A 23,166-nucleotide genomic window follows, 5' to 3' on the forward strand; every position below is an offset into this window, starting at 1 on the left:
GCCTTCGCTTGCTTCGCAAGCTACGGCTCGGCAAGCCACGCGGAGACCGTCAGGTCGAAGCGTGTCCGGTGCAGCTTGAACAAAGTGAAAGCGAAGACGGACTGCTAGTCGCAACCTCACGCCGGTAATCCGGCCTTGAGCAGGCCCGCCTCGTGACGCGCCCGATCGGCCTCATGCTTGTAGTGCTGGGTCGCAAGATAGGCAGTCACCGAGAAGCCGGGCTCGAGCTTCACGACCTCTGCGGCATGGGCGCCGGCCGCAACGGCGTCGCCCATCTGCGCGAAGATGGCGGCGAGGAAGGCGTGATGGGTGAAGTCGGGCCGCGTGATCCGCGCGAATGCCTCTGCGGCCTCGGCAAATTTCTCCGCGCAATAATACGCGCGACCGAGGTGGCTCCAGAAACGCTCGGGGTGGAACGGGTTGAGGCGCATCGCCTTCTTGATCCAGTCGATCCCTTCTTCCGGCCGCCCCAGCCAAGTCAGAAACTCGCCCTGCTGCACCACGACGATATCGTAGTTGGGATTGAGCGCGAGTGCCCGCTCCTGATGGTAGGCCGCCCTGTCATGATCGTCGCGCGTCAAGTTCACGGCGGCCAGGATGCGGTGAACGTCGCTGTCATTGTCATCGAGCGCCAGCGCAATCTGCAACTCGTCAGCTACCTGCTGGAAGGTGGCGTCGCGATCCTCGCACCATCCGTAGACCCAGGTCTGGCCCAGCACGCACGCCTTCCAGGCGTGGGCGTGCGCATAATTCGGATCGAGCGCGATGGCGCGGTCGAGCAGGATCTGGGCCTGCGCATTGTCTTCACGCCGTGAGCGGTGGTGCAGGACTTTGGCGGCGAGCACGCATTCATAGGCTGCCATGTTGTCCGGCCGCTTGCGCTTCGCCCGTTCCTGCGTGGCGGCCTCGACGCGGCCGGGAAGCGTGGCAACGATCGCCCCGGTCACCTCATCCTGGATGGCGAAGATATCCTCGAGCTTGCGATCATAGCGTTCGGCCCAGACATGCCGGTCGGTTTGCGCGTCGATCAACTGCACGGTGACACGGACGCGATCGCCGACCTTGCGTACGCTGCCCTCCAGGACATATTCGACGTCGAGTTCGCGTGCGACCTCCTGCACCTTTACGGCTTTGCCCTTATGCACGAAGGTCGAGTTCCGCGAGATGACGAGAAGGTCGCGGAAGCGCGACAGTTCGGTGATGATGTCCTCGGTGAGGCCGTCGGCAAAGAATTCCTGCTCCGGATCACCGCTCATGTTGACCAGCGGAAGCACAGCGATGGACGGCTTTCTGGTACCGGACGTCGCCGCCGAGCTGTCCTTGCCACTCTCGGTCGCTGCGGTTGCTGGCTCAAGCCGCACCCGAAAGACGTGGATCGGGCGGCTGATATTCTTGACGCTCTGCTCGCCGAGATCCTCAAATGCGATCTCGTCGAGCCGATCACCGACTTGGTCGCGCACCGCCCCCGAGACGCATATGCCGCCCGGCTCGGCGAGCACCTCGAGCCGCGCCGCGACATTGACGCCGTCGCCAAAAATGTCGTTTTCCTCGATGATGACGTCGCCCAGATTGATGCCGATGCGGAACTGAATCCACCGTGCCGGCGACACGTCGGCATTGCGCCGCATCATCCTGCGCTGGACTTCGGCGGCGCACAGCACTGCGTCGGCAACACTATGGAATTCGACCAGCAGGCCATCGCCGGTAGTCTTGATAATGCGACCGCGATTCTTGGCGATGGCCGGATCAATGAGTTCAAGCCGGTGGGTCTTCAGGCGTGCGAGTGTCCCTGCCTCGTCGACCTCCATCAGCCGGCTAAAGCCGACCATGTCGGCGGCAAGGATTGCTGCGAGCCTTCGCTCGGGTCCAGGCGTTTCCATTTTTTCGCCTCGCTGGCAGGCAGTCTAGCAGATTTGCCGTGCCGGCCAAGACTGGACGGCCGCCAGCCTCATCCCGGTCGATCACCCACCCTAGATTGCAATGACGAGGCAAAATTTCGAAGGAGTTCGTCTCACGCTCGATGATCGGGCAACGCCAACAAGCCTGTAAGAACCGCCGGCGCATTGAGCACCGCGAACTTCTCGCGCGGGCTCAGAAAGCCCGCCGCCTCATCGAACGTTTCGGCATCTTCGATCTTCGCGCGCGCGATCGCGAGATGCGGATCGACGTCGCCGCGCTTCCGCGGCTTTTGTCCGGAGAGGTTGTTCAGGTGTGCTTCGAGCAGGCGAGCATCGTCGAGCAATTCGCGCAGCGGGCAGGGGAGCGACGAATGCGGCGCGCCCGCGAGCTCATTGGCGCGCGCCAGCACCGGCGGCGGCGCCGTCTGCTCGGGGGTTCTGAACAATCCGGACCTGCGGTTTGCGCCCGGCGACGACGACAGCATCGCGATCGGAATGGAAAGCAACAGCCCGAGGATCACCGGCGTCATCCACAGCAGCAACGAAAGCGACACGGCATAGGCGCTGATGGCCATGGCGATGCCAATCAATGTCGGCACCGAATAGGTGCTGACGATGTCGCGCTGCGCGACCGCGCCATCGTCCCGGCGCTGAACCTGCCATCCTGCGTCGCGCCCGAACAGGATTTCGCCGACAGCGGACGACTGGAAGATCATCATGACAGGCGCGGTCAAACCGGAAAGGATTGTCTCGGCCCCGATGCCGGCAAGCACCAGCAGGCCGCCGCCGAACTTCCTGCGCGTGTCGCGATCGGCAAGGAGCACGATGAAGGCCAGCAGCTTCGGCACGATCAGCATTCCCATCGTGCCGGCAAATACCCATGCTGCCAGGACCGGATCCTGCGCCGGCCATTGCGGAAACAACGAATATCCTTTCGGAAAATATTCGGGCCGCACGAACTGCGCTTGCAATGAGACCAGGATTCCGAAAACAAGAAAGATCAGCCAGAGCGGCGCGGTGAGATATGATCCGATCCCCGTCAGCAGATGAAGCCGCGAGACCCAGTGAAAGCCGCAGGTCGGCAGCAGCGCCAGATGCTGCAGATTGCCCTGGCACCAGCGACGGTCGCGCGCGGCAAAATCTGAAAGTGTGGGCGGAGATTCCTCGTAACTGCCGCGGAGCGTCGGCGCCATGTGGATGGCCCAGCCACCGCGCCGCATCAGCGCCGCCTCGATGAAGTCATGGCTCATGATATGCCCCCCGAACGGCTTGCGTCCGCTGAGTTCGGGCAGCCCTGCATGTTGCGCAAAAGCGCGGACGCGAATGATGGCGTTGTGGCCCCAGTAATTGCCTTCCGAGCCATGCCACCATGCGATCCCCGCGGCCAGCATCGGACCGTACAGGCGGCCTGCGAATTGCTGCCAGCGCGCGAACAGCGACCTTGCATTGACGATGACCGGTAGCGTCTGAATCAGCGCGGCCTTCGGATGTGCCTCCATCGCGGCAACGAGCCGAACGATGCTGTCGCCCGTCATCAAGCTGTCGGCGTCCAGGATCAGCATGCATTCATATTTGGAGCCGAACCGCCTGACCCACTCCTCGATATTGCCCGACTTGCGCGCGATGTTCTCAGGGCGGTGGCGATAGAAGATTGCGGCGGCGCTGCCGACGTCCTGCCGAAGCTTGAGAAAACATTTTTCCTCGGCGATCCAGATCGCGGTATCGGTGGTGTCGCTCAGCACGAACCAGTCGAACTGCGCGCCGTGTCCGGTCTGCTCGACCGATTCATAGATCGCGCGCAATCTCGCCAGCACGCGATAGGGGTCCTCATTATAGGTCGGCAGCAGCATCGCGGTGCGGCTATGGATCGCGGGCAGAGGCGCACTGGCGTCGATGCCGAGCTCATCCCTCCTTCTCATCAGCAGCACGAAGAAACCGCCAAGCGCCGACATGAAGGAGAAGGCGATCCATGCAAACAGCAGCACGAACAGTGCAAGGATGATCGACTCAAGGACCGTGACACCGCCGACCCGGAGCACCCGGTACATCTCATAACAGCCTGCCGCGGTCAGCATCGCGGTGCCGGTCAGAACGAAGGCGCGCCGGATCCACAGCGGCGCAAAATCGGGCGCCGGCGGCGGCTCGAACCGCCGCAGCGCCTGCACCGTCATATCCGTCGGCGATTCCGAAGGAAGGAAATCGGTCAGCGGGATATCCCGCTTTCCAGGCGAACCGCCGGCTTTCGTCAGGGTGTCCATCGATAGACCCAGACCTCCGATACCGCCTCATCGTTCTGCATGAGCGATGCGCGGAGTTCGACCGGGGTCTTTTCCTTCAACAACTCGAAGCTCAATCGCCAGCCACCTGTCGCCGGATTTGGCTGGGTAACGATGTTCTGGATCTTCGCTTTCTCGGCCGTTACGACACCGCGCAAGCTTTTCGGATCGACCGATTTCAGCCGCTCACCGGTTACGTCGAGCACGAAGAGCGTCGCGTTGTCGCCTCGTGTGCCGATCCCCGTCCGGGAAAATCGTGCCAGTGACGTCGACTTTGGCGTATCCGGCCCCCAGTGCAAACGATAGGTGTAGGTGTGCTCGCCCTTGGCCGGCAATGCCGCTTTGGGGCGCCAGAACAATGCGATGTTGTCGTGAATCTCTTCCTTGGTCGGAATTTCGAGCAGCTTCACCTCGCCTTCGCCCCAATCGCCGATCGGCTCCGCCCACAGGCTTGGCCGGCGCTCGAAATTCGATTCCAGGTCCTGGTAGGCGGCAAAATCCTTCTGACGCTGCATCAGGCCGAAGCCGCGTGGGTTGATATCGCCAAACGAAGAGACCTGAAGGTCGCGCGGGTTGTGCAGCGGCCGCCAAAGCTCCTCGCCGCGGCCGTTGAAAACCGCCAGGCCGTCTGAATCATGCACCGACGGACGGAAGTCTTCGACGTCCTTGCGGTCGTTCGGTCCAAAGAAGAACATGCTGGTCATCGGCGCGAGGCCGGCTTGTTGCAGATCGACGCGCGGATAGATCGCCATTTCGACGTCGAACACGGTGGTGTCGCCCGGGCGGATGGTGAAACGATAGGCCGCGGCGGCGCTCTCGCTATCGAGCAACGCGTGCACGACGATGGAGTTGGCGCCCGGCGCCGGCTTCTCGATCCAGAACGTCTTGAAGAACGGGAATTCTTCGCCCTTGGCTTCGCCAGTGTTGATGGCGAGCCCCCGCGCCGAAAGACCGTACAATTGTCCCTTGGCAACCGCGCGGAAATAGCTTGCGCCGAGAAAGACGCAGACTTCGTCATAATAGTCGGGCTTGTTGATCGGCGCATGAAGGCGAAAGCCGGCAAAGCCGAGATCGACTGCCGGGCCCGGCGGCGCCAGGTCGCCGAATGAAAACAGGTCAGGCCGGTAGGCGATTGGTGCCGCCTGGCCGTCCTTCACCTCAAAGAGATCGACGCGGTTCTTGTAGAAAAATCCGCGATGAAAAAACTGCACCTCGAACGGCAATTTTTCGCCGCGCCACAGCGCGCGGTCCGGCAAAAACCGGATCGCCCGATAACGGTCGTAATCGAGATTGGCAAGATTGTCGGGCAACTTCTCGCTTGGCGCCGTGTAGGCTTTGCTTGCGAGGTCGCGCGCCATTTGCCGGACGATGGATCGATCGAACGGCGCAGGCTGGGCATGGGCGGCGGACAAAAGCCTGGATGCCGTGATGGTTACCAATGGTAACGCAGAAACAGCGAGGAAATCCCTGCGATTCACTAAACAACCTCGCGGTTACTGATGCGGACCATCTGCAACGCAGCGCACACTGGACGGTTCCCCGCGCCGGAATAGATCTGCTGTTTTTCCCGATTGCCTAAGATCCGGTCACGGGCGCGCTAGCTTCGCAGCGTATGGCTTATCCGCGTAACCACGTCGTCCCACTGGCGTTTTTCGGAGACGGGATAATTGATCATCACGCAGTTCAGGGTGCCGTTGCCGCGGTTGCAGCGGTTGTACCAGATCCGGTCCTTGCGAATGCTGGACACAACGAAAAAATCGGACGTGATCCGTCTATAGATGATGCCGGCAGGCGGCCGCATCTTGGCCAGGAACGTGGCGGGCGAATCGTTGTCGGGGTTGGGAACGGACTGCACCGTCAGGTCGGCGCGGCGGTCGTCGGTGAAAAAGCGCCGTCCTGTGCCGCCTTCCGGCGGTCCGGCGTCGACGGTGAAGATCGAGACCGGCATGTCGACGCTGGTCCCGGTGCTCGCGATCACGTATCGCCGCCATTCGGCGTCGCCGGCAAAGGCGAGGACGGGAACGAAGCTCAAAGCGACGATGGCAGCGCAAAGGTGCAGCACACGCATGGAACGGTCTCCGGTTCGATTCGAGACAATCGATTCCATCGAGGTTCGTTCCAGCTCCGGACATTTCTAGCGCGCAGCCCCGCCCGCGAGATGCTTGCCCGCGATGTATCCAAACGTCAGCGCGGGGCCCAGCGTGATACCGGCGCCGGGATAGTTGCCGCCCATGATGCTCGCCATGTCGTTGCCGGCGGCGTAGAGGCCGGCGATCGGCTGGCCGTGTTCGTCGAGCGCGCGGGCATGCACATCGGTCTTAATGCCGGCATAGGTGCCGAGATCGCCGACCACCAGCTTGATCGCATAGTACGGTCCGTCCTTGATCGGCGCGACGCAGGGGTTCGGCCCGTGCAGCGCATCGCCCTGGTAGCGGTTATAGGCGCGCGATCCCTTGCCAAACGCAGGATCGCGCCCCTCCGCGGCCGAGGCGTTGAACTCGGCAACCGTCGCTTCGAGCCCCTGTCGATCGATGCCGGTTCTATCAGCCAGTTCAGCCAGCGTTGCGCCGCGCTTGAGGTAGCCGGTGGCGAGATGATGGCGCAGCGGCATCGGAAACGGGGGCACGCAGCCCAGACCGTATTTTCGCAGCGCGCGGTGATCGCACAGCAGGAACGCAGTGATCTCCTCGCCAGGCCTTGCAGCCTTCACCATTGCCTGCACGAAGTCATGATACGAATTGCCTTCATTGGCAAAGCGCCTGCCGTCGCGCATCACCGCAATCACGCCCGGTTTCGCGCGATCGATGAAATGTGGCATCACGCCCTTGGAGCCGTCCTTGCGTTCGGTGATCGAGACCGGCACCCAGGCCGCCGCGTTCGGCAGCGTATCCTCGATGCGGCCGCCGGCGGTCTCCGCCAGGCGCAATCCGTCGCCGGTGTTGCCGACGGGGCCCGGCGAAAAATGCTCGGCGCCGGTGGGCGCGTGCGGAAACATGGTCTTGCGCCTCGCCGCATCATGCGGAAAGCCGCCGCAGGCGAGCACCACGCCGCGCTTGGCGATGATGCGCACCAGCTTGCCATGGCGCTCGACGATCGCGCCGCGCACCGCGCCGTCCTCGACGATCAGTTCGTGCACCGGCGAGGACAGCCACAACGGAATTTTCAGGTCAAACGCGGATTTCGCCAGCCGCCCGGCCAGCGCATTGCCGTTGGTCAAGGTCATGCCGCGGCCGTGGCGCATCACGTCCATCAAATGCTTCGACAGGCGTTTTGCGACGTAGACCGCCGAAGTCAGCGATCTGGTCGCCCGCATGAAATGGATGATCTCCTTGCCGGAGCCCAGCATCATGCCGAACACGGTGAGTTCGGGGAGGGGATTGCCGAGATCCTTGATATGCTCGCCCAGTTCGCGGCCATCGAACGGCCGCGTCACCATCGAGCGACCGCCCTGCGCGCCGCCCGGAGCTTCGGCGTGGTAATCCGGAAAGGTCAGCGGCATGTCGAACTGGACGGCCGTCTTCATGGTGAAGAAGTCCACCGCCGCGGGACCGGCCGAAAGAAACGCATCGACGCGCGCGGCATCAAAACTATTGCCGGCCTCGTGGCGCAGATAGGTCCGCGCCTGCTCCGGGCTTTCCTCGATGCCCCACGCCTTCGCCAGCGAAGTGCCGGGGATCCATAGCCAGCCGCCGGAGCGGGCAGTGGTGCCGCCGAAGCGCGGCTCCTTTTCAACGATGAGAACGTTGAGCCCGTGATGCCCCGCGGTGACCGCTGCTGACATTCCGGCACAGCCGGAGCCCACCACCAGCGCGTCGCATTCGTAATTCTCTTGTTCGTTGCCAGCCACGCGATCCGCCTCGTTTCCGTTTCTTGGGCAGACATTTGGGTTGGGATCGATTGGCCTGTCAATCGCGGGCGTTTCTTCCTTTACCTCGTAGCGCCGCCGTGCATCCAGGGAAGGGCGGCCCCTCAAGTTAAGCGCTTGCCCTAACCGAGCATCGGCGGCACATTTGTCGGTGCGACACCAAGATCGCGGTGACGAATATCCGAGGAACCCTGATGGCGGCCATGCGGATCGACTGCGACATCCATCCCGCCCTGGGCGGCACCCGCACCACGCTGTTGCCTTATCTCGACGATCACTGGAAAGAGCAGGTCGTCAGCCGCGCCATCGACGGCCTCGATCTCAACTCCTATCCCCCCAACATGCCGTTCACCGGCCGCGCCGACTGGCGGCCGGCCAATGGCAAGCCGGGCAGCGATCTCGAGATGGTGCAGCGCGGCGCGTTCGGCCAGCTCGGTTCAAGCCATGCGATCTGCAACGTGGTCTATGGCGCACAGGCGGTGTTCGATCCTTACATGGCGGCCGGTTTCTGCAAGGCGATCAACGACTGGATCGCAGCCGAATGGCTTTCGAAGGATTCAAGGCTGAGCGCCTCGATCGTGTTGCCCTTGCAGGCGCCGGATCTGGCGGTGGAAGAAATCGAGCGCAGAGCCAGCGACAATCGCTTCGTCTCCGTGCTGGTGCTGGCGCAGGGCGAAACGCTGCTCGGACGCCGGCATTACTGGCCGGTCTGGCAGGCCGCCGCAAAACACAAACTTCCGGTCGCGATCCACGCCGGCAGCGCCTATCGCACCGCGCCGAGTTCGATCGGCTGGCCGTCCTATCGCTACGAATATTATCTGGCCGAAGCGCAGGCATTCCAGGCCCAGGTGCTGAGCCTGATCTACGAAGGCGTGTTCGGCAAATTCCCCGATCTCAAGGTCGTGCTGATGGAGTCGGGCGTGAGCTGGCTGCCGGCCTTCATGTGGCGCGCCAACAAGACCTGGCGCGGCGTCCGCGTCGAGGTGCCCTGGGTCGAGCGCGAGCCGGCCGTGATCATCCGCGACCATGTCCGCGTTACCATGCAGCCGTTCGACGGTCCGCCCGATGCGGCCGGCGTTGCCGACGTCATCGAGCAGATCGGCTCCGACAAGATGTTCCTGTTCGCATCCGATTATCCGCACTGGCAGTTCGACGGCGACGATCCGATGCCGCCGCATCTGCCTGATAGCATCGTCTCGCGTATGTGTGCCGACAATCCGTTAGAGACCTTTCCGCGACTGAAGCTCGCCGCGTGAATTTGAACACACACGGAGGATCGCATGAGTGACGTCATCGACCGTCCCATCCTCGCCGAAGAAGCCGCCGCCCAAAGCCGGCTGCGCATCATCGATTGCGACGTGCATCCCAGCATTCATGCGCATGCCGATATCGAGCAGTTCATGCCGAAGCGCTGGCAGGAGCATTTGCGCACCTACGGCAGTCATCTGCGCACGCCCTATATCGGCACCACGCCCTATCCGCGTTCCTCGCCGCTGATCGCGCGCCGCGATGCCTGGCCGCCGACCGGCGGGCCGCCGGGCTCCGATCTCGATTTCATGCGCAAGCAGCATCTCGATCCGCTCGATATCGAGTACGGCATCTTGCAGGTGCTCGACCTCTTCATCTTCTCCCAGCAGAATCTGGAATTCGGCGCCGCGATCCAGCGTGCCATCAACGACTGGCAGCTCGCGTTCTGGTCCGATCGCGAGCCGCGGCTGAAAGCGTCGATCCTCGCGGGTCAGGACGACACACAATTCGCGATCTCCGAGATCGAGCGCTGCGCCAAGATCGGCCGTTATGTGCAGATCAACGTCTGCCCGCGCGCCAACGAGCCGCTCGGCCGCCGCCGCTACTGGCCGATCTATGCCCGCGCGCAGGAGCTCGGCCTGCCGCTCGGCATTCATGTCGGCGGCTATGGCGGGCATGCGCCGACCGGCGGCGGTTGGCCGTCGTATTACGTCGAGGAGCACCAGTCGAACGCGCACACCATGGCCGCGCAGCTCACCAGCCTCGTGCTCGAAGGCGTGCCAGAGCGTTTCCCGAACTTGAAGATCGTCTTCATTGAAGGCGGCTTCGGCTGGATTCCATCCGCCACCTGGCGCATGGACCGGCACTTTGAGGCGTTCCGCAGCGAGGTGCCGCATCTCAAGCGCCGTCCGTCCGAATATGTGAAGGAGCATTTCTGGTTCACGACGCAGCCGATCGACGAGCCGGACGAAGCAAAACATCTGCGCTCGCTGATCGAATGGGTCGGCGCCGATCGCCTGCTGTTCTCGTCGGACTACCCGCACTGGGATTTCGACGATCCGCGTTATGCGTTCAAGACGCCGCTGACCGAAACCGAGCGCCGCAAGATTTTTAATGGCAATGCGCGCGCCCTCTACAAGCTTTAGGAAACGACAGGATCACATGGCCCGCCACATCGTCGCCCGCACGTCCGATATCCCGCCCGGCGGCAACAAGGTGTTCGGCGTCGAGGGCCGCGACATCGTCGTGTTCCACGTCAACGGCGAATTCTTCGCGCTGCTCAATCGCTGCCCGCACGAGGGCGCGCCGCTGGCAAAGGCCGCCTGCGTCGCGCGCCTGACCTCGCCGGAGGCCCGGCGTGTATGAGCGCTCCCGCGTCGGCGAGCTCTTGCGCTGCCCGTGGCACGGCTGGGAATTCGATATGCGCAACGGCCAGTCCTGGTTCGATCCGAAGCGGGTGAAGGTGCGCTCCTATCCGGTCGCGGTCGAAAGCGGCGAGGAGCTGCAGAAGGGGCCTTATGTGGCCGAGACGTTTCCGGTGCAAGTCGAGGACAGCTACGTCATCATCGAGACGTGATGCTCTGGGGGGTGGGCAAAGGCGCAGTTGCGCCGTGCCCACCGTCGATGACTCCGCTCGTGATGGTGGGCACGCGGAGCCTGTCATCACTCCGCGAGCGCCCTTGCGCTCGTCGCCGGGCACGCATTCGCGCGACTCGGTGGCTTTGGCCACCCTACGTTTCTGAACTCCTTTCGCAGGGAGGTGGATTTGACTCATCACATGTTGTGCCGGTCGCCCTTGAAGGTTCTCGCGTGGCTTGTCGGATTGCTGTGTCTGTCGGCGGCGGGAGCCGACGTCGCGCATGCCTGCGCGTGCGACTCAATCTCGCCTGCCCAGGGCTTCGCACGCACTCAATACGTCTTCACCGGCAGGGTGACGGAAGTGAAGGACCATACCTGGACCGTGGACGTCGATCGAGTTTGGAAAGGGGCCGACAAACTAGCCGCCCGCGTCAAGCTGCTGGATGTCTACAAGGACATGGATTGCGAATTTTACTTCGAACCGGGCCGCGCCTACCTCTTCTTCGCGATCGTGGCGAAGAGCAGTCGCTATGTGTACTATCAACCCGAGGTGTGCAACTGGACCAACGCATTGCGCTCGAAGCGCGTCGCCAGTCCGCACGGCGCGATCTGGCTCGAAGATTTGATCGTCGAGAACTACGGCCCTGGTGAGCCCCCGAGAGGCGAAGACCCCTGGAAACGCCTGCCGGAGCACGACCGCGACTGACCGTTACATTCTCTTCGAGATCTAACCAGGCTTGCCGGTCAGCCCATCGACCATCGCGCGCACGATGGTCGCAATTTCCTTGCGCAACGCCTCGACCGGCACCGCGATCAGTTTCTGCTCGAGCCCGAGCAGCACCATGCCGTGCACGGCGGAGAACAGACTGCGTGCGGTCACGCCGAGTTCGTCCGGCGTACGCTCCGGAAAGAGTTCGGCCAGCGGCTGATAGATGTGTCGGAATAGATTCATCTGTTCGCTGATCGCCCAATCCGGCACCGGCTTGCCCGGCGCCATCCGATGCTCGAACAGCGCGCGCCACAGTTCGAGATTCTCGGCGGCGAAATCGCAATAGGCGACCGCGATGCGGACCAGCGTTTCACGAGGGGAGGGCGGCCCATCGGCTTCGGCAGCCGTGAGCGTGGCGTCGAGCCGCGCCAACGTGCGCGACCCGACCCGCAGGATCAATTCGTCCACGTCTTCGACGAGATTGTAGACCGCGCCGTTGGCGATGCTGATGTCCCGCGCCAGATCGCGCGTTTTCAGCCCCGCCAGACCCCCTGCGGCAATCCGTCGCTCCGCGGCTTCGATCAGGGATTCCCGGAGTTTTGCTCGTCTTTCCAATGCTTTAGACATTTTCTTCCAATCTTGAGCGATGCTCAAAATAATTCTTGAGCAACGCTCAAACTATGCTACAAACCTTTCATGAGCAATGCTCATAACACAGGGAGCCACCAATGTTCAAAACTGTTTTGACGCTTTTCCGGGGCAGCGTGGCTGCCGCGGGAGAAGAACTGGAAGACCGCGCGGCGCTGCTCATTCTCGACCAGCAGATGCGCGACGCCGCCGCGGCGGTCGAACGTTCCAAGCGCTCGCTGGCGCTGGCGATCGCGGGCGACCAGCAGGAGGGTCGCCGTCTCGACGCCACCAACGCCCGTATCGCCGACCTCGAAGTCCGCGCCACCGCCGCGCTCGATGGCGGAAGGGAAGACCTCGCCCGCGAAGCGGCGCAGGCAATCGCCAATCTCGAGGCCGACCGCGATGCCGCGATGACCGCGCGGACGCTGTTTGCGTCTGAAATCACGCGCATGAAGCGCCAGGTCTCCAACGCCGAGGCGCGGATTACCGAGCTTGATCGCGGCCGTCGCATCGCTCGCGCGTCGGAAGCAGTTCGCGCGCTGCGAAGGGGCGGCGTCGAAGTCGCGCGCCCTTACGAATCCACACTGCCGGAAGCGGAGAACACGCTCAAGCGGCTGCGTGAGCGCCAGATCGAGGCCCAGGCCGCCGCCGACGCCTTGATCGAGCTCGATGCCGCCAGCGGCCCGCTGGCGACCGCCGAAAAGCTCGCCGAACAGGGCTTTGGGCCACGCCTGAAATCAACCGCGGACGACGTGCTCGCGCGGTTGAATGCCAAACGCACGCAAGCTGCCTGACACTGAACCCGATCGATTAAAACCCATACCAACAGGAGATTATCATGAACCAGAACGTCCAACCCCACAGCGGTGCCTGGGTTACCTTCACCTACATTTCGTTCGCCGCCTCGGCCTTCATGGTCGCCGTCGGCGTGTTCTTCCTGCCGCTCGATCTCTGGATCAAGGGCTATCTCGCAATGGGCATCGTGATGCTGGTGCAGTCCTGCGTCACCCTGACCAAGACCGTGCGCGACATGCACGAGAGCGGCAAGCTGGTGAACCGTATTGAGGACGCCAAGGCTGAACGGCTGCTGATGGAAGTTTCCAAAGCCGCGTAACCTGTGGCGCGGTGCTGGCGAGGGCGGACGGCGGATGTTACGGCATCCGTCGTTCGCTTGTCCGCCTTCGCCCTCACCAGAAACAGCAACTCGCTACCGGACAAAGCAAACTGAAAGGGAATGTCCGTGCCTCCTCCTGAAAATGACGACGGCCGTGGGCATCCGACTTCGCTGCAAAGAGCGCTCGTATTCGTGTTGCTGGGTCCCGCCCTCGGAGTGCTCATAGCCTTTTCAGTGGTGGCCATTGCGATCCGCGGATACGCCGCCGATCTTTTCGGCGTCTCGATAGCGTTTTTGTTCAGTCTGGTTGTATGTGCGATCACCGGTATCGTTGATGGAGTCCTGGCTTGGGCTGCGCCAATTTCCTTGAGGGCGCCCTTGACCGCGATCGTCGGGGCGGCCGTTGCCGTCGGTCTCGTTCTTTTCCTGGCAGCCCAATTGGGGGGCCAGATGACGCCGCCGCTGCACACGCTGATTCCAATCGCAGTCATCGGAGCGCTCAATACAGGTGCGTGCTCGCTGCTCACGTACTATTACCGTCGCAGGAAGGCTTGACCTGGCCAGCATCCGCACCGCCGTTTCCTGTCACGAATTATTTGATGCCGCCGTTCAATGCGTCGTTTACCCTGCGGCAATCGCAACATATCGCGCTCATGGCTCCTTAACGGGCCCCGGCGCATAAATCCGCCCCCGAGCGGGAAAGCGGCATGGCGTCTGTCTGGAGCGACAATTCGGCGATCCGTCACGCCTTGGGGCAGGTGCGCTCCGCCGCTACGCGTCTGGGCGGATATGGCCTCTTTTGGCTGAAGGCACTGCGCCAGCCCACCATCGATCTCACCCTGCGCACCCATACCGGGCTGATCACGCGAATCGTCGAGGCCCCCGGCCTGTCGCTTTCCGAAGCCGAGCTCGACGAGCTGGTCTCGCAACTGCGCGTCGTGGCGGCCAAGACACTGCCGAAGGAGAGCCTCACCTACGGAATATTCTCCGGCGAGCGCGAACGGCTGTCGCGCGCCATCGTCACGCTGATCTCGGAGCAAGCAACGGGCCGGCCGATTGCCTTCAACGCGCTGTCGGTCATGAAGGTGGAACTCGACGGCGAGCCGGTGGAGGTCACGCATCTCGGCCTCGTCATGGTCGATCCCGATGAGCGGGGGCAGGGGCTCTCCTGGGTGCTGTACGGCCTGACGGCGCTCGTTCTGTTTGCCCGCGACGGCCTGCGTCCGAAATGGATATCGAACGTCACCCAGGTGCCGTCGGTCGTCGGCATGGTCAGCCAGACCTTTTCGGATGTCTTTCCGTCGCCCCATCCGGACTCACGCCAGAGCTTTGCGCATCTGCAACTGGCACGCGGCATCATGTCCCGTCATCGCGCCGTGTTCGGCGTGGGTGAGAATGCCGGGTTTGACGAGGCGCGGTTTGTCATCACCAATGCCTATACCGGTGGATCGGACGCGCTGAAGAAAACGTTCGAAGCCGCACCCAAACATCGCGGCGAACAATACAACGCCTGGTGCGCGCGCGAGCTCGATTACGCCAGGGGCGACGACGTCCTGCAGCTCGGCCGCGTCGACCTTTCCGGTGCCCGCCGCTACGTCCAGCGGGATGTGCCGGCCGGTTCATTGCCGGCGCTGCTCGCGGCCTCCGTCGTGCTGGCGTTGCAGCGGCTGATACTGCCGGTGGTTTACTGGCTCGACGATACGCGTCCGTTCGGCAGCTTGCGGCCGTGGCGAGGGAACGGCCGATGACACCAGGTGAAATGTCATCTGGCATGATCGCCGATTCCATCGTCAATCTCTGCGGCGCGATCGGGCTTGGCGTCGCCATGATCACGCTGCACCGGCGCGATCCCAAGGGCCCGCTGACGCGGCGTCTCCTGGTCGCTCTTGGCATTATCGCGCTGCTGTTCCTGGCGCGGGGCACGGCTTGGTGGAGCGGCAGCGCGGGGCTCAACAACCTGTCGGCAATTCCGGCCGCGCTGATCCCGCTCGGCGCATTGATCGTTACTGAAGGTATCCTGCGGCGTCATGCCCCGCGCCTGGCCAAGATCGCGCTTCTGAGCGGCGGTATCGCGCTCGGTCTCGCCGGCGCTGCCGGGTTGGAAACCCTCGCGATGCCCGCCGCCATCCTGCTCGCGTTGTTTCAGCTTGGCGGCTTCGCCATCTGCGCCTGGTTGCTTGCGACCCGTGACCGGGCGACGCTGATGGTATCAGAGAATCGCATCGTTAGCCGTCTCGCCGTCGGCGCCATCCTGGTCATTCCCTTCATCGTCACCGATTTCAGGGTGCTGTTTCCGGATATCCCGGTCAGGCTCGGGGCATTGGGAGCATTGCTCGTCGTTACCGCGATATTGATCGCGGAACGCGGTGCGGAGACGCAGCGTCAGGCGTTGATGATGACGGCATTGCGGCTGTCGAGTTCGGCCCTTCTCGGTACTGCCGCGGCGTTTGTTGCGCCGGACGCCGATGCGGCGCAGGTCATGCGATTCTGTGCGATAGCGATCACGGGCGTTCTCACCATCGGGCTGATGGTGGACGCGCTGCGCGCCCACTTCGAATCCCAGGTGCCCGGTGTTCTCAACTCCGTCGCGGCCTCGCCAGCCAGAACGCGCGACGCGCTGATCGCGGAACTCGCGCGTCATCCGATCTTCGAGAGTGCCCGGCGTTATCGGGAGAGCGAACTCTCGAGCTTCGATCCGCAACTGCTGCGTGATTTTCTCTCGACCCGGCGTGTGCTGCGCCGGCCCGATGCGCCGTGGGGCCTGACATCGTCCGATCCGGCCGTCGAACGTGTGGTGTCGCTGCTGGCGGCCAACAGCGCAACGCACCTCATCGTGCTATCGCACGATCCGATCGACGTCATCACACTGGCAGTTCCCGTGGTTTCGGCCGATCCGGCCACGGAAACCGCGCTGGCCCTGCTGCGGCGCCTGCTGGCGCTGACGCCGGAGGCGACGTGATATTCAGTCACGAGATTTTTCACGCGCGACGACGTACGAAATTCATCGTGACTGTGATAAGACGCCGCCGTAGCGATTTCATGATAGGGCAGGCCAATGTCGAAGCAAGCGATGCGTGAGGAGGCCGAGCGCCTGATCCGCGAGACGATGCAAAAGAAGACCATCGTCGTGAAGCAAGGACAGACCAGGATCGAGGCGGTCTGCGGCAAATGCGGCGCGCCGAACCGCGTCCAGGCCGAGAAGGGCGCGACCCGCGTCAAATACGTCTGCAAGCAATGCGGCGACAAGCAGGTAACGCTGTAGAGTTTTGCAGTTGTCCACACTATCGCCACGCAGACGGTCAGCTTCCTCCCCCGCAAGGGGGGAGGGAACGCACCTTTGTTGAGGCGGCAGCAGCGCGACGCTTGTTATCCCTTCACAAACCTGGCGAACGCCTCCGCATAATCCGGATGCCAGCGCGACAGCGCGGGGCGGTTCTCCACGATATCGCCAATCGCCCACAGCATGCGCCGCTCGTCGAGTTGCCGTGGCACGTCATCGTCCGGACAGAGGATGTAGAAGTCGCCGGCATCGACGCGTTCGATCATGAAATCGATCGTTTGCTCCGGCGTCCAGGCGCCGGGCGGCTTCTCGGTGCGGCCGCGCGCGGTCAGGGGAGTGAAGACGTGGCCGGGGATCATCAGATGCGCGCTGATCTTGCAGCCCGGCAGGTTCCGCAATTCGTGTTGCAGCGCCTCCGTCTGCGCTTTGACGCCGGCCTTCGAGACGTTGTAGGCGGGATTGCCGGGCGGCGTCGTGATGCCTTGCTTGGAGCCGGTGTTGATCACGAGGCCGGGCCGTCCGCGTTCGACCATGTGAGGCACGAAAACTTGCGTGCCGTGAATGACGCCCCACAGGTTCACCGCGAGAATGCGCTGCCAGCTCTCCAGCGGACCAAAACTGTTGCTGTCGGGGCCAATGCCGGCATTGTTCATCAGGATGTCGGTACCGCCGAACCGCTTTTGCACCGCGGCTTCCAGGCCCGCAACCTCATCGAAGCGGCTGACGTCGACCGATGCCGTCATGATGTCGGCCGCGCCGCCTTTGGCGACGGCTGCCAGTCTGGCCGCGGCCTCGGCGAGGCGCTCGGCGCCGATGTCGGCGATGCACACCTTCATGCCGCAGCCGGCGAAACGCATCGCGGCGGCGAGCCCGATGCCGGAGGCGCCTCCCGTGATCACGGCAACATGATTTGGCGACATCGCGGGATGGGGCATCGTCATTCTCCGGACAGTTGAGGTATGTATTCGCAGGCCGACGCCTTAGGCTACCATGTACGAACGGGCATGGGAGGCTTTCGCATCGGCTGCTTTCCGCAATCCTTCGGCCGCATTACGGTTCATGCCACGGTCATAGATGTGCAAACATAGCGGCACAAAATTCCAACCGACTTCAAGGGAGTGTAGTCATGGCAGTCACGCAGGCGATTCCGATCACGCGCCATCCTTACGCGGATGGTTCCTACAAGAGGATGCTGATCGACGGCCAGTGGGTCGACGCCGCCTCCGGCAAGCAGTTCGAGACCCACAATCCGGCGACCGGCGAATTGCTCGCGACCGTCGCCGAAGGTGACGCGGAGGACATCAACCGCGCCGTGGCGGCGGCCCGCCGCGCCTTCGAGGGACCGTGGAGCAAGGTCAAGCCGTATGAGCGGCAAGGCCTGTTGCTGAAGCTCGCCTATCTCGTCGAGAAGAATTTCGAGGAGCTGTCGCAGCTCGACACGATGGACATGGGCGCGCCGATCAGCCGCACCCGCGGCAACAAGCTGCGCGTGCTCGGCATGCTCCGCTATTACGCCGGGCAGGCGACGGCGCTGCACGGCGAGACCATCGAGAACTCGTTGCCCGGCGATATCTTTTCTTACACGCTGAAGGAGCCGGTCGGGGTGGTCGGGGCGATCATCCCCTGGAACGGCCCGCTCGCTGCGACCGTCTGGAAGATCGGTCCCGCGATCGCAACCGGCTGCACTGTGGTGTTGAAGCCCGCCGAGGAAGCGCCGCTGACTTCGCTGCGGCTTGCCGAACTCTGCATGGAAGCCGGCGTCCCGCCTGGCGTCGTCAACGTCGTGCCCGGCTATGGCGAGACCGCCGGCGCGGCGCTGGCGTCGCATCCCGATGTCGACAAGGTCGCCTTCACCGGCTCGCACGTCACGGGGCAATCGATCATCCGCGCCTCCGCCGGCAACCTCAAGCGCGTGTCGCTCGAACTCGGCGGCAAGTCGCCCGATATCGTGTTCGCCGATGCCGATCTTGACGCGGCGGTGCCGGGCGCCGCGATGGCGGTGTTTGCCAATTCCGGGCAGATCTGCAGCGCGGGTACGCGGTTGTTCGTCGAAGAGAACGTCTATGACGAATTCGTCGGCCGCGTCGCCGAGTTCGGCAAGAAGCTGCAGGTCGGTAACGGCCTCGATCCGGGCACGCAGATCGGGCCGTTGGTCTCGCAGCAGCAGATGGACCGCGTCGCTGGTTACCTCGACATCGGCCAGAAGGAAGGCGCCAAAGCGGTGGCCGGCGGCGGCCGCCTGACCGAAGGCGCGCTCTCGAAGGGCTTCTTCGTGCAGCCGACCGTGTTCGCCAACGTGCAGGACAATATGCGGATCGCGCAGGAGGAAATCTTCGGCCCGGTGATCTCGGCGATCTCCTTCAAGGATACCGACGAGCTGGTCAAGCGCGCCAATGCCACCACCTTCGGCTTGGGCAGCGGCGTCTGGACCACCAATGTCAGCAAGGCGCACCAGGTCGCGAAGGCGCTGCGCGCCGGCTCGGTCTGGGTCAACTGCTATCAGGCGATGGATCCGGCCGTGCCGTTCGGCGGCTACAAGATGAGCGGCTACGGCCGCGAGTCCGGCAAGCAGCACGTCGAGGAATATCTCAACGTCAAGGCGGTCTGGATCAAGACGGCCTGAGACGCTTCAGATCGGTGGATGCGATGGCGGCGGCTTCGGCCGCCGTTGTCCTGAACCTTTTACGAACAAGCTGAAGCGGTTACATATTCGTATCAACACGGAGTTCTGGAAGAGACATGAATTATCCATCGTTGTTTTCGCCGCTCAAGGTCGGCCCCTATCGGCTCAATCATCGTCTCGCGTTGGCGCCGTTGACGCGGATGCGGGCGGCGAAGCCGAGCCTCGCGCCGCGGCCGCTGAATGCGGAATATTATGCGCAGCGCGCGACGCCGGGCGGATTGCTCATCGCCGAAGCCTCGCCCGTGATGGCGACGGGCTTCGGCAGCCCCGGCGTTCCCGGAATCTATACGGAAGCGCAGATCAAAGGCTGGCGCGAGGTGGTCGATGCCGTTCACGCCAAGGGCGGAATCATCTTCCTGCAGCTCTGGCATGTCGGGCGCGTCTCGCATTCCTCCTTCCAGCCGGGCGGCGTGTTGCCGGTCGCGCCATCGGCGGTGCCGATCGCCGACCTGAAGACGGGCACGGCAGACGGCAAGGCAGTGCCCTACGAGACGCCGCGCGCGCTTGAGACGTCGGAAATTCCTGGCGTGATCGACGCCTATCGTCAGGCCGCGAAGAACGCGCTTGCCGCCGGCTTCGACGGCGTCGAGGTGCACGGCGCCAACGGCTATCTGATCGAGCAGTTCCTGCAGTCGCACACCAACCTGCGCACCGATCAGTATGGCGGCTCGATTTCGAACCGCGTGCGCTTCCTGATGGAGGTGACCAGGGCCGTGGTCGAAGTGTGGGGGGCCGACCGCGTCGGCGTGCGGCTGTCGCCCTATGGTGTCGCCAACGGCAGCGGCGAGCCGGACCCGATGCCGCTCTACACGTATGCCGTCGAGCAGCTCAATCCGCTTGGCCTTGCCTACCTGCATTTCATCGAGCCGCGCTCCTCTGGCGCCGGCCGCGCCGAGGTCAACCACCAGAACGTGCCGTCGGCGATGGTGCTGTTCCGCCCGATCTGGAAGGGCGTGCTGATCACGGCCGGCGGCTTCACCGGCGAGACCGCCGATGCGGCGATCAGGGATGGCCATGCCGACGCGGTCGCTTTCGGCCGCATCTTCATTTCGAATCCGGACCTGCCGCGCAGGCTGCAGCGCGGCTTTCCGCTGACGCCCTATAACCGCGCGACGTTCTACGGCGGCGATGTGACAGGCTATACGGATTATCCGGAGCACAACGAGCTGGAGCAGGCGTGAGCCACAGGCGTCATTGCGAGCGAAGCGAAGCAATCCATGCCTCAACGAGCGGATAGATGGATTGCTTCGTCGCGGAGCCTGTCATCCGGCGGCGCTTCGCGCCGACCGGGTGGCTCCTCGCAATGACGAGAAGAGGCAGCACAGAATGTTTCCAGAAGAGGAATTAGAGAAAAAGAAAACCAAGGCGGTATCCCTCGGCAAACCCGCCGCGGGCCAATGCCTGTGCGGCAAGGTCGCCTTCGAGATCGACGTGCCGGCGCGCTGGGCCTGGCACGATCATTCGCCGTCGAGCCGCCGCGCCCATGGCGCGGCCTACGCGACCTATGTCGGAAGCTGGCGCAAGCGCTTTCGCATCACCAAGGGCAAGGCCAGTCTCACACGATACGAAGACGAGGCCAACAAGACGGTACGCAGTTTTTGCTCCAATTGCGGCACGCCTGTTGTCTATGAGCGTCCGCGCTCGCCGCACATGGTCAACATCCCCCGCGCGCTGTTCTCCGGCCGCACCGGCCGCCAGCCGCTCTATCACATCGCGATCGAGGAATTGCAGGAGTGGGCCTATACCGGTGAACCGCTGGTGCCGCTGAAGGGATATCCCGGCGTGGTCTGGCAGCGCTCGAAAAAGAAGAAGCGCGCGGACCGTGAAGGGATGGTCTAGAGCGTGGACCCACGACGCGCAGCCAGCCATAGCGGATGGATGCGAGCTGGACGAAGACGATAAGGGGCTTGAATCACGGCAAGACAGTCCGGCTCAATGTGGCCCGCCAAGGAGCGGGTCGGACGCTATGCACCCGAAAGCGGACCTATTATGCTCACCCTGAGCTTTGTCGTTCTTGACCCACTTCGGACATGCCGACTGCGCCGCGCTTGCCTACAATGATAGTTCGAAAAGGTGAGGTCGGCAGACCGGCTAGAGGTCACTAAACTCCACGGCCGACGCTACGCTGGGAGTCGCCTTCGTCTAGTCACCTTCTCGGCGAAGGCATAAATGTCGGTTGCGCCGCTGCGGATAACCTCAAAAAACTCCAGATTACTATCTTTGCACGTCTTGCGGATACTCAACAAAATTCAACGGCAATCCGTGTTCGTATCGCGCCGCACTCCAGCACTCGGTTGGCAAACCTTCCCTAATGGTAGTAGTTGAATGACGGAATTACGAGGAATTGAAAGCGTCGATCTGCGCGAACTAGAGAGCCAACGTGCGCTTACCGCGGGTTTGTGGTCAACGCTGAAAGAACAAGGCGTGAGAGACGGCACACCGGGGCGCATCGAATGCTATTTCTTCGCTAAAAGCGACGCGCACGTGACCGCTCTTGTAGCTGCCTTCCCGCGCTGGGAACGCGAGATCGCGAACAGTGACAATCCTCTCGGACGGCTCTCGGTACACATCATCTCTCCTCCTGTCCACCTGAGCAAAGAGGCTTTTCTTGAACTGGTCGACGTCGCGATGATCGCAGCGCATGAGAGCTCGTGCATCTTCGACGGTTTCCAGGTGGATACGAGCGCGCTGCAGAAGAGACGGTGGTGGAAGTTCTGGTGACGACCAGAGTCGCCGCCCTTGGCCATATCGGCAAGGACAATCCTGGCTTCGGAGGGCGTTCGCAGTTGTATATCGAAGGAGTCCGCAAGGCAGGGCCGCCATAGTGACACCGCAAGTATCGATGTCCGTTACTGATCCCGGAACGGACGCTGTTGTCGCGACGATGCGCGCTCATCGGCCGACGCTCTTTCAAGGCTTTAGTTCGCGAGGTCTAGTTGTTGCACCAGAACCACAGACGCGCGGCGCGAGCTGCCAGCGGCGCCGCCATGCCTTTCTTTCAACAAACAACGGACATTCCCTGCCGACAGCAACGGCAGGAGACCATCCATGCCCATCCACATTCTGCGGCTGCTCGCGAGTGTCCTTTCGCTGGCGCTCATAGTCTCTACATCCGCGACTGCAGAACCGAAACTTGAAATGCATCGTGTCGGCGTTAACATAGCTGATGGCTCAGGATGGTATCCGGCTGTTTCGAGCAAAGGCTCGTTCTCAATCCTCCTGCCAATTCCCTTCAACGATTTCACAACTCGCGACCCGGGCACGGACGAAGTGAGCCATGTCGTCGGCGGCAAGAGTTCTGAGGGAATCAAGTTTACAGCGGTTGAACTGCCGGCAAGTGCAAAGACGCCTGTCGACCTCGCGGCGATCCCCAAATCTTTCTCATCCAATCCGGCTAACAAAGTGTCTGATGTAAGCCGCAATACTAACGATGAAGTCGATAATCTGTTCTTCTCAGTCGCCAACACGGCAACGACTGCGCATTTCCGCTACATCAGGATGAAAGGTACGCTCCACATACTAACGATTGAATACCCCAATGCGTATCGCGACGTGGTGGCGGAAAAGAAAGATAAATTCTTCGGATCCTTTAAACTCAAGGGGAATCCTGATCGAGCAGAATAGGGTTTGTCCGATCGGAATATCTCCTCCTGGCAGATATTGTTGCAAAAATCTTTTTGGGGTAGCGAACGAAAATTCTTAGAGCCCGTGAATGCATCTTACGCCCGGCGACGTGAAGGACCAAATCAGTTCATCCAAGATCGATCACGGACCTTCGTAGCGGTGTTGAAAAGCGGTGCAGCAGCAGAGAAGTCCAAAGATCCGCCTTCACGAGATTTTAGGAGCTGAACGATTTTCGACTTTGCAACAATATCGGCACCTTTC

General features: G+C 62.6%; 21 protein-coding genes and 1 pseudogene. 15 read left to right on the top strand and 7 right to left on the bottom strand.

Annotation, left to right across the window (positions count from 1 at the left end; genetic code table 11):
• Positions 1-116: 116 nt before the first annotated feature.
• From V1290_RS23890 to V1290_RS23910, 5 genes are all read right to left on the bottom strand, one after another.
• Entirely contained in the window at positions 117-1,880 is a 1,764-nt protein-coding gene (locus tag V1290_RS23890) for an adenylate/guanylate cyclase domain-containing protein (RefSeq protein ID WP_334366639.1), read from the bottom strand.
• 131 nt (positions 1,881-2,011) lie between these two features.
• Positions 2,012-4,156: a glucans biosynthesis glucosyltransferase MdoH gene (gene mdoH / locus V1290_RS23895; protein ID WP_334366640.1), complete on the bottom strand. Its 2,145-nt coding sequence runs from the start codon at positions 4,154-4,156 to the stop codon at positions 2,012-2,014.
• On the bottom strand, positions 4,144-5,652 hold the full coding sequence (locus V1290_RS23900; protein ID WP_334366641.1) for a glucan biosynthesis protein G: 1,509 nt from the start codon (positions 5,650-5,652) through the stop codon (positions 4,144-4,146). Before V1290_RS23900 ends, mdoH begins: the two co-directional genes overlap by 13 nt.
• A gap of 119 nt (positions 5,653-5,771) precedes the next feature.
• Complete coding sequence (locus tag V1290_RS23905; RefSeq protein WP_334366642.1) at positions 5,772-6,242, bottom strand: hypothetical protein; 471 nt, start codon at positions 6,240-6,242, stop codon at positions 5,772-5,774.
• Between the two features lie 66 nt (positions 6,243-6,308).
• Positions 6,309-8,021, bottom strand: a complete 1,713-nt coding sequence (locus tag V1290_RS23910) for an FAD-dependent oxidoreductase (RefSeq protein ID WP_334366643.1) — start codon at positions 8,019-8,021, stop codon at positions 6,309-6,311.
• 212 nt (positions 8,022-8,233) lie between these two features.
• On the opposite strand from V1290_RS23910, the gene V1290_RS23915 reads away from it, so the two are divergent.
• The 4 genes and pseudogenes from V1290_RS23915 to V1290_RS23930 all read left to right on the top strand — a co-directional run bounded on the left by V1290_RS23915 (position 8,234) and on the right by V1290_RS23930 (position 11,571).
• Positions 8,234-9,295: an amidohydrolase family protein gene (locus V1290_RS23915; protein WP_334366644.1), complete on the top strand. Its 1,062-nt coding sequence runs from the start codon at positions 8,234-8,236 to the stop codon at positions 9,293-9,295.
• 24 nt (positions 9,296-9,319) lie between these two features.
• Entirely contained in the window at positions 9,320-10,432 is a 1,113-nt protein-coding gene (locus tag V1290_RS23920; protein ID WP_334366645.1) for an amidohydrolase family protein, read from the top strand.
• Positions 10,433-10,448: 16 nt separating this feature from the next.
• Positions 10,449-10,863: pseudogene (locus tag V1290_RS23925) on the top strand (Rieske (2Fe-2S) protein).
• 219 nt (positions 10,864-11,082) lie between these two features.
• Complete coding sequence (locus V1290_RS23930) at positions 11,083-11,571, top strand: hypothetical protein (RefSeq protein WP_334366646.1); 489 nt, start codon at positions 11,083-11,085, stop codon at positions 11,569-11,571.
• A 21-nt stretch (positions 11,572-11,592) separates the two neighbouring features.
• On the opposite strand, the gene V1290_RS23935 is transcribed toward V1290_RS23930, so the two are convergent.
• Positions 11,593-12,201 carry a TetR/AcrR family transcriptional regulator gene (locus V1290_RS23935; RefSeq protein WP_334366647.1) on the bottom strand — a complete coding sequence of 203 codons (609 nt, stop codon included), beginning with the start codon at positions 12,199-12,201 and terminating at the stop codon, positions 11,593-11,595.
• 101 nt (positions 12,202-12,302) lie between these two features.
• Between V1290_RS23935 and V1290_RS23940 the strand changes: the two genes are divergently transcribed.
• The 6 genes from V1290_RS23940 (at position 12,303) to V1290_RS23965 (ending at position 16,580) form a co-directional block, all read left to right on the top strand.
• Entirely contained in the window at positions 12,303-12,998 is a 696-nt protein-coding gene (locus V1290_RS23940) for a PspA/IM30 family protein (protein WP_334366648.1), read from the top strand.
• 44 nt (positions 12,999-13,042) lie between these two features.
• Positions 13,043-13,318: a YiaA/YiaB family inner membrane protein gene (locus V1290_RS23945; RefSeq protein WP_028350439.1), complete on the top strand. Its 276-nt coding sequence runs from the start codon at positions 13,043-13,045 to the stop codon at positions 13,316-13,318.
• 120 nt (positions 13,319-13,438) lie between these two features.
• Positions 13,439-13,873 carry a hypothetical protein gene (locus V1290_RS23950; protein ID WP_334366649.1) on the top strand — a complete coding sequence of 145 codons (435 nt, stop codon included), beginning with the start codon at positions 13,439-13,441 and terminating at the stop codon, positions 13,871-13,873.
• Between the two features lie 152 nt (positions 13,874-14,025).
• Positions 14,026-15,066: a hypothetical protein gene (locus V1290_RS23955; protein ID WP_334366650.1), complete on the top strand. Its 1,041-nt coding sequence runs from the start codon at positions 14,026-14,028 to the stop codon at positions 15,064-15,066.
• 11 nt (positions 15,067-15,077) lie between these two features.
• Complete coding sequence (locus V1290_RS23960; protein ID WP_334369159.1) at positions 15,078-16,277, top strand: hypothetical protein; 1,200 nt, start codon at positions 15,078-15,080, stop codon at positions 16,275-16,277.
• Between the two features lie 96 nt (positions 16,278-16,373).
• A complete protein-coding gene (locus tag V1290_RS23965; RefSeq protein WP_334366651.1) occupies positions 16,374-16,580 on the top strand; it encodes a hypothetical protein in 207 nt (68 codons plus the stop codon).
• Between the two features lie 104 nt (positions 16,581-16,684).
• Here V1290_RS23965 and V1290_RS23970 read toward each other — a convergent pair whose 3' ends face one another.
• Positions 16,685-17,533, bottom strand: a complete 849-nt coding sequence (locus V1290_RS23970) for an SDR family NAD(P)-dependent oxidoreductase (RefSeq protein ID WP_334366652.1) — start codon at positions 17,531-17,533, stop codon at positions 16,685-16,687.
• A gap of 191 nt (positions 17,534-17,724) precedes the next feature.
• Between V1290_RS23970 and V1290_RS23975 the strand changes: the two genes are divergently transcribed.
• The 5 genes from V1290_RS23975 (at position 17,725) to V1290_RS23995 (ending at position 22,905) form a co-directional block, all read left to right on the top strand.
• Positions 17,725-19,221, top strand: coding sequence for an aldehyde dehydrogenase family protein (locus V1290_RS23975; protein ID WP_334366654.1), 1,497 nt, complete (start codon positions 17,725-17,727; stop codon positions 19,219-19,221).
• Positions 19,222-19,337: 116 nt separating this feature from the next.
• Positions 19,338-20,462: an alkene reductase gene (locus tag V1290_RS23980; RefSeq protein WP_334366655.1), complete on the top strand. Its 1,125-nt coding sequence runs from the start codon at positions 19,338-19,340 to the stop codon at positions 20,460-20,462.
• Between the two features lie 145 nt (positions 20,463-20,607).
• Entirely contained in the window at positions 20,608-21,120 is a 513-nt protein-coding gene (locus V1290_RS23985) for a GFA family protein (protein ID WP_334366656.1), read from the top strand.
• Positions 21,121-21,606: 486 nt separating this feature from the next.
• Positions 21,607-22,002 (top strand): hypothetical protein, encoded by a 396-nt coding sequence (locus tag V1290_RS23990; RefSeq protein ID WP_334366657.1) that lies wholly within the window; start codon positions 21,607-21,609, stop codon positions 22,000-22,002.
• 327 nt (positions 22,003-22,329) lie between these two features.
• Positions 22,330-22,905 (top strand): hypothetical protein, encoded by a 576-nt coding sequence (locus V1290_RS23995; protein WP_334366658.1) that lies wholly within the window; start codon positions 22,330-22,332, stop codon positions 22,903-22,905.
• The last annotated feature ends 261 nt before the right edge of the window (positions 22,906-23,166 follow it).

This window comes from Bradyrhizobium sp. AZCC 1578, from assembly GCF_036924675.1.
Taxonomy (GTDB): Bacteria; Pseudomonadota; Alphaproteobacteria; order Rhizobiales; family Xanthobacteraceae; genus Bradyrhizobium.